Here is a 6,797-nt window from a genome sequence, read left to right on the forward strand (position 1 = left end):
CCGCAGCGGCGGGTACTTCGGGTCCGGCTCGACCGGCGTCGCCAGGTCCGCGCCGACGTCGAACATGTCGTTCTGTACGGACTCCAGCACGGCTCGCAGCTCGTCGGAGAGCTGCCCCAGGGCGAGCGCGACGCCGATCGCGGCGTTGCACTCGTCCACGTCCGCGTACGCGGCGATGCGCGGATCGGTCTTCGGCACCTGCTCGTTGTTGCTCAGCCTGGTCATGCCGGCGTCGCCGGCCTTGGTGTAGATGCGCGTGAGGTGGACGGCCATGACGCACAGCCTACGGATACCGGACCTGACCATCCCGGCCCGGCCGAGTCCGGTGGGGCCGGGGGACGCGAGCGATCCGGCGGTCAGCGACGTCGACGTCATCCGGGTACGCGGTGACGCCCGGCTCGACGGCACCGTGCACGTGGTGGGTGCGAAGAACTCCGCGCTGAAGCTGATGGCGGCGGCGCTGCTCGCGCCCGGCCGCAGCCTGATCACCAATGTGCCCCGGATCACCGACATCGCGATCATGGGCGAGGTGCTGCGGCGGCTCGGCTGTGGCGTACGTTTCGGGCCGGACGACCCGGTCGACCCGATGGTGGCCCACGGCGGTGTGGAGCGGTCCCGCTCGGTGCTCATCGACGTGCCGGAACGGCCGGGCGCGGAGGCCGACTACGACCTGGTGCGGCGGCTGCGCGCGTCGATCTGCGTGCTCGGTCCGCTGTTGGCCCGCCGGGGGTACGTGCGGGTGGCGCACCCGGGCGGCGACGCGATCGGCTCACGCGGCCTGGACATGCACATCGCCGGGCTGGCCCGGATGGGCGCGGAGATCTCCGGTGAGCACGGCTTCGTCATCGCCGAGGCCCCGGACGGGCTGCACGGCGCGGACATCGTGCTGGACTTCCCGAGCGTGGGCGCGACCGAGAACCTGGTGATGGCGGCGGTGCTGGCCCGTGGCGCCACGACTATCGACAACGCGGCCCGGGAGCCGGAGATCGTCGACATCTGCACCATGCTGAACCGGATGGGCGCCCGGATCGAGGGGGCCGGCACGTCGACGCTGCACATCGTCGGCGCACCCGGGTTGCGGCCGGTCCGGCACGCCACGGTGGGGGACCGGATCGTGGCCGGGACGTGGGCGTTCGCCGCCGCGATGACCCGCGGCGACGTGACGGTGACCGGCCTGGACCCGGCGTACCTGGAGGTCGCGCTGGACAAGCTGGTCGCGGCCGGCGGCCTGGTCGAGACCCGGGGTGACGCCTTCCGGGTACGCATGGACGACCGCCCGAAGGCGGTGGACGTGGTGACGCTGCCGTACCCGGGTTTCGCCACCGACCTGCTGCCGATGGCGATCGGGCTGGCGGCGGTCAGCGAGGGTGGCTCGCTGATCACCGAGAACATCTTCGACGGCCGGTTCATGTTCGCCAACGAGATGATGCGGCTGGGCGCGGAGATCCGTACCGATGGCCACCACGCGCTGGTGTGCGGCCGGGAGCGGCTGTCCGGCGCCCCGGTACGCGCGACGGACATCCGGGCCGGCGCCGGCCTGATCATCGCCGGGCTCTGCGCCGACGGGTTGACCGAGGTCTCGCACGTGCACCACGTCGACCGGGGCTACCCGGACTTCGTGGCGGATCTGCGGGCGCTCGGCGTCGAGGTGGAACGCGGGACCGCGCCGGAGGAACCGGACCTGGCCATCTGACAGCCGGTGCTTATCCGTCGTTAAGTAGGGTTCTGGCAGACGTTGCAGAACACGGCGAGGGAGAAGCAGATGGCGGGTCGACTCGCGGTCGTCGGTGCCGGGCTGATGGGCTCGGGCATCGCCCAGGTGGCGGCGCAGGCGGGCTGGCAGGTGACGCTGCGCGACATCGACGACGCGGCCACGAAGCGCGGTGTGGACGGCATCCGGAAGTCGCTGACGAAGTTCGCCGAGAAGGGCAAGATCGAGGCGTCCGACGTCGAGGCGACGCTGGGCCGGATCACCCCGACCACCGAGCTGGAGGCCGCCGCCGACGCGGACATCGTGGTCGAGGCGGTCTTCGAGAAGATCGAGATCAAGCACGAGGTGTTCCGCGCGCTGGACAAGATCTGCAAGGCGGACGCGGTGCTGGCCACGAACACGTCGGCCATCCCGGTGACCCAGATCGCCACCGCCACCGAGCGCCCGGAGTCGGTCGTCGGCACGCACTTCTTCTCGCCGGTGCCGATGATGAAGCTCTGCGAGCTGGTACGCGGCTACAAGACCAGCGACGCGACCATGGACACGGTCAAGTCGTTCGCCGAGGGGATCGGCAAGACGGTGGTGGTGGTCAACCGGGACATCGCCGGTTTCGTCACCACCCGGCTGATCTGCGCGTTGGCGATGGAGGCGGTCAAGCTCGTCGAGGCCGGCGTGATCTCCGCCGAGGACCTGGACACCGCCTGCAAGCTGGGCTTCGGCCACGCCATGGGCCCGCTCGCCACCGTCGACCTGACCGGCGTGGACGTGCTGCTCAACGCCACCCGCAACATCTACACCGACACCGCCGACGAGAAGTTCTTCCCGCCGGAGCTGCTCCAGCGCATGGCCACCGCCGGCGACCTGGGCCGCAAGACCGGCCAGGGCTTCTACTCGTACTGACCGGCCCGTCCCGCCCCCGGCCCGAGCGGCCGGGGGCGGTTCACGTCCGGGGCGGGCTGAGCGCGGCGCCGATCAGCGCGAACGCGTCCGGGATGACAGTGCCCCAGTAGCCGAAGTTGTGCCGCCCGTCGGCCCAGGCGGCGCGTACCGGCTCCTCGGGCAGCGCCCGGGCCAGCGCGCGGACATCCTTGAGGAAGTTGTCCTGCCGCCCGCACCAGAGCCCGACCGGCGTGCCGCGCAGTTTGTCCACGCCGGTGAAGACCGCGTCGCCGGGGCTCACCGCGGGGGAGAAGGCCGCCGCCATCCGCAGCCATTTCGGGTACGTCTCGGCCAGCAGCAACGCGCCGAAGCCGCCCATCGACCAGCCCCACACGGCCAGCCGGCTGCTGTCGAACCCGCGCCGGGCGCACCAGGTGGGCACCTCCTCGCGCACCATCCGCTGCGGGTCGTCGTCACCGGAGGCGCGCCAGGACAGCCGCCCGCCGGTGGCGCCCGCGAGCGCGAACGGCGGGGCGCCCCGGCGTACCGCGTCGGTGAGGAAGCGGGCCAGGCCGAACCGGCCGTAGTCGCGCGGGGTGGCCGACGCGCCGTGCAGCACCAGGCAGACGGGCAGGCCGCGGCCGTCGCCGTACCCGTCGGGCACCGCCGTCCAGAAGTCGACCTCGCGGCCGCGCGCGCCGGACGCGATGCGGATCAGGCGTTCGTCGCCGGCCGGGGCGTCCGGCAGGGCCGGCGCCGGTCCCGGGCGGGGGCCGGCCAGTTGCCGGGCGGCCAGACCGCCGACCACCGCTGCGCCGGCCACGCCGGCGGCGGCGCCGAGCAGGGTACGCCGGGTCAGCGTGGGTGCCATGCCGGCGAGTGTGCCACCGCCGGGCGCGTGTTAAGAAGGGGCCCTTTCTCTACCGGAGGCGTTAAAAGGGGGCCCTTCCTTACACCTCAGCCGTCGCGCTTGGTGGTCCAGCGGAACGTGGTCAGGCAGAGCACCAGGCCGATGACGCACCAGGCGCCCAGCACCAGCGCGACGGTGCCCAGCTCGAACGACCCGCCCGGCTCCCGCGCGCCGAAGCTGTCCGGCAGGAACACCGAGCGTAGCCCCTGGCACATCCACTTGAGCGGGAAGATCGCCGCGACCTGCTGCATCCAGGTGGGCAGGCTGGTGAAGACGAAGAACACGCCGGAGATGAACTGGAGCACCAGCGCGACCGGGGTGACCACCGCCGAGCCGCTGCGGGCGGTACGGGCCAGCGACGAGATGGCGATGCCGCAGAGCGTGCAGGCGGTGACGCCGAGGACGGAGACCCAGGCGAACGTCAGCCACTTGGCGGTGGTCTGCGGCAGGTCCAGGTCGAACATCGCCACCGAGACGGCGAGCAGCAGCACGGTCTCGGCGATGCCGATGACCACCACCATGATCACCTTGCCGGCGAACCAGACCCACTTCGGCATCGGCGTACCGCGGTAGCGCTTGAGCACGCCCCGGTCGCGCTCGATCGGGATCCAGATGCCGAGGTTCTGGAAGCTGACTGTCATCAGGCCGGTCGCGATCATGCCGGTGATGAAGTACTGGGTGTAGCTGACCCCGGGCGCGATCTCGTCGCTGAAGATCGCCGCGAAGATCAGGATCATGATGATCGGGAAGCCCATCGTGAACACGACGGACTCCCGGCTGCGCAGGAACTGGGTGATCTCCAGCCGCCCCTGGCGCAGCGCCAGCGCGCCCGCGCCGGGTCGCCGGGCCGCGGCGGCGGTGACCGGGGCCGCGGGGTTCGTCGTGGTGGTCATGAGTGTCCGATCATCCGCAGGTAGACGTCTTCCAGGGTCGGCCGGGTCACGGTGAGGCCGGGCACCTCGCCGCCGAAGCGCGCGGCCAGGTCGTACACCAGCGCCGTCGGCGTCGCGGTCTCCGCCGAGGCCAATGTCCCGTCGGGGGTACGCCAGGAGACGGTCGCCAGCGACTCCTGCCGGTTGCCCAGCCGGTTGGGCGGCGCGACCTCGATCACCCGCCCGGCGGCGATCACGCCGACCCGGTCGGCGAGCGCCTCGGCCTCGTCCAGGTAGTGGGTGGTGAGCACGATCGTGGTGCCGGCGGCGGACAGGTCCCGGATCAGCTCCCAGAACTCGCGCCGGGCCTCCGGGTCGAATCCGGTGGTCGGCTCGTCGAGGAAGAGCAGCTCGGGGCGGCCGATGATGCCCAGCGCCACGTCCAGGCGGCGCTTCTGCCCGCCGGAGAGCGTGTGCGTACGCGCCTTGGCCTTGGCGCCCAGCCCGACCCGCTCGACCACCTTGTCCGGGTCGTCGGCGCCCGGGTAGAAGCCGGAGAAGTGCCGGACCACCTCGATGACGCTGAGCTCGTCGAACTCGCCGGTGCCCTGGAGCACGATGCCGACCCGGGAGCGCCAGGCGGCGTCGGGGTGGGCGGGGTCGGCGCCGAGGACGCGCACCTCACCGGCGTCGCGCTGGCGGTAGCCCTCCAGGATCTCGACCGTTGTGGTCTTGCCGGCGCCGTTCGGGCCGAGCAGGGCGAACACCTCGCCCCGGTGGACGTCCAGGTCCACCCCGGCCACGGCGACGTTGTCGCCGTACGCCTTGCGCAGCCCTCGCACGGAAATCGCGAGCTCGTTCTCCATGCCGTCAAGTGTGCGTCGTGCGGTGGCCCGTTCCGCTGCCGGGTCAGCTATATACGCGAGGTATACACCCGGTGTAGTCTCTGCTCATGACGGTTCCCCTGACCCTGCTCGGGCTGCTCGAACGCGAACCGAGCCACGGCTACGACCTCAAGCGCGACTACGACACCTTCTTCGGACGCGGCAAGCCGCTGCCGTACGGGCAGGTCTACTCGACGCTGAGCCGGCTGGCCCGCGACGGCAAGGTGGTGGTCGGCGACGTGGCTCCCGGCGCGGGGCCGGACCGCAAGCGCTACGTGATCACCGACCTGGGCGCCACCGAGGTGGAGCACTGGCTGACCGAGCCGGTCGAGCCGGAGCCGCACCTGCAGACCCTGCTGTTCACCAAGGTCGTGCTCGCGCTGATGCTCGACCGCCCGGCCGAGGAGTACCTGGACACCCAGCGCGCCGCGCACCTGCGCCGGATGCGCGAACTCACCGAGATCAAGCGCAGCGGCGAACTCGTCGACGTGATGCTGGCCGACCACGGCCTCTACCACCTCGAGGCGGACCTGCGGTGGATCGAGACGACGGGCGCCCGGCTGGACGCCCTGAGAAAGGCGGTACGGCCATGAGCCCGATGATCGAGGCACGTGACGTCACGTACGCGTTCGGCGAGACACCCGCCCTGCGCGGCGCGAACCTCGCCGTGGCCGCCGGCGAGGTGGTCGCCGTGATGGGACCGAGCGGCTCCGGCAAGTCGACGCTGCTGCACTGCCTGGCCGGCATCCTGCGCCCCGACTCCGGCGAGGTCCGGTTCGACGGCGCCCGGATCGACACGCTCGGCGAGGCCGACCGGAGCACGCTGCGCCGCGACAGCTTCGGCTTCGTCTTCCAGTTCGGGCAGCTCGTGCCGGAACTCACCGCGGCCGAGAACGTGGCGCTGCCGCTGCTGCTGCGCGGTGTCCGCCGCACTCCGGCGCTGCGCGCCGCGCGGGGCTGGTTCGAGCGGCTCGGCCTGGCCGGCATGGAGCACCGCCGCTCCGGGGAGCTGTCCGGCGGGCAGGCCCAGCGGGTCGCGCTGGCCCGCGGCCTGGTCGCGGAGCCCCGGGTGCTGTTCGCCGACGAGCCCACCGGCGCGCTCGACTCGCTCACCGGCGAGGAGGTGATGACGCTGCTGGTGGACGCCGCCCGCGAGAAGGGCACCACAGTCGTGCTGGTGACGCACGAGGCGCGCATCGCCGCGTACGCCGACCGGGAGGTCATGGTGCGGGACGGCCGGGTCAACGCCCCCGCCGGGGTCGCCTCGTGATCGGGCTCGCGCTCCGGCTCGCCGTGGCCGGTGGCCGGGAGGCGCTGGTCCGGCTGGTCGCCATCGCCGCCGCCGTCGCGGTCGGCACCGGCCTGCTGCTCACCACGCTCGCCGGTGTGAACGCCACCGACGCCCAGCTCACCCGCTACGCGTCGATGTACCCGCAGGAGACGGCGGGCGGGTCCGCCGACCCGCTGCTGTGGTCGACCCGGTTTGACTACTTCCGGGGCGACCAGATCGTCCGCGTCGACGTCGCCGCGACCGGTCCGGA

Annotated in this window: 8 protein-coding genes and 1 pseudogene; 5 read left to right on the forward strand and 4 right to left on the reverse strand. The window is 72.2% G+C overall.

All coding sequences use genetic code 11. From position 1 onward, the window contains the following. Positions 1-273: ATP:cob(I)alamin adenosyltransferase (locus KBX39_RS18945; RefSeq protein ID WP_210871782.1), on the reverse strand; the 273-nt coding region annotated here is incomplete at its 3' end. Here KBX39_RS18945 and murA point away from each other — a divergent pair. Next, positions 272-1,693: a UDP-N-acetylglucosamine 1-carboxyvinyltransferase gene (gene murA / locus KBX39_RS18950; protein WP_210871784.1), complete on the forward strand. Its 1,422-nt coding sequence runs from the start codon at positions 272-274 to the stop codon at positions 1,691-1,693. The two genes, KBX39_RS18945 and murA, sit on opposite strands and share 2 nt — an antisense overlap. Before the next feature lie 69 nt (positions 1,694-1,762). Then, positions 1,763-2,611, forward strand: a complete 849-nt coding sequence (locus KBX39_RS18955) for a 3-hydroxyacyl-CoA dehydrogenase family protein (protein WP_064447828.1) — start codon at positions 1,763-1,765, stop codon at positions 2,609-2,611. A 40-nt stretch (positions 2,612-2,651) separates the two neighbouring features. Here KBX39_RS18955 and KBX39_RS18960 read toward each other — a convergent pair whose 3' ends face one another. The 3 genes from KBX39_RS18960 to KBX39_RS18970 all read right to left on the reverse strand — a co-directional run bounded on the left by KBX39_RS18960 (position 2,652) and on the right by KBX39_RS18970 (position 5,238). Then, complete coding sequence (locus KBX39_RS18960; protein WP_069087233.1) at positions 2,652-3,461, reverse strand: alpha/beta hydrolase family protein; 810 nt, start codon at positions 3,459-3,461, stop codon at positions 2,652-2,654. Positions 3,462-3,547: 86 nt separating this feature from the next. Next, a complete protein-coding gene (locus tag KBX39_RS18965) occupies positions 3,548-4,393 on the reverse strand; it encodes an ABC transporter permease (protein WP_043328679.1) in 846 nt (281 codons plus the stop codon). Continuing rightward, a complete protein-coding gene (locus KBX39_RS18970) occupies positions 4,390-5,238 on the reverse strand; it encodes an ABC transporter ATP-binding protein (RefSeq protein ID WP_043328681.1) in 849 nt (282 codons plus the stop codon). Before KBX39_RS18970 ends, KBX39_RS18965 begins: the two co-directional genes overlap by 4 nt. A gap of 86 nt (positions 5,239-5,324) precedes the next feature. Here KBX39_RS18970 and KBX39_RS18975 point away from each other — a divergent pair, with 86 nt between their 5' ends. The 3 genes and pseudogenes from KBX39_RS18975 to KBX39_RS18985 all read left to right on the forward strand — a co-directional run. Continuing rightward, a complete protein-coding gene (locus tag KBX39_RS18975; protein ID WP_069087235.1) occupies positions 5,325-5,849 on the forward strand; it encodes a PadR family transcriptional regulator in 525 nt (174 codons plus the stop codon). Then, on the forward strand, positions 5,846-6,526 hold the full coding sequence (locus tag KBX39_RS18980; protein WP_043328688.1) for an ABC transporter ATP-binding protein: 681 nt from the start codon (positions 5,846-5,848) through the stop codon (positions 6,524-6,526). The genes KBX39_RS18975 and KBX39_RS18980 overlap by 4 nt, the downstream gene beginning before the upstream one ends. After that, positions 6,523-6,797 (forward strand): annotated as a pseudogene (locus KBX39_RS18985) (ABC transporter permease); the annotation flags it as partial. The gene KBX39_RS18980 and the pseudogene KBX39_RS18985, both read left to right, overlap by 4 nt.

This window comes from Micromonospora sp. D75 (assembly GCF_018070405.1).
Lineage (GTDB): Bacteria > Actinomycetota > Actinomycetes > Mycobacteriales > Micromonosporaceae > Micromonospora > Micromonospora chalcea.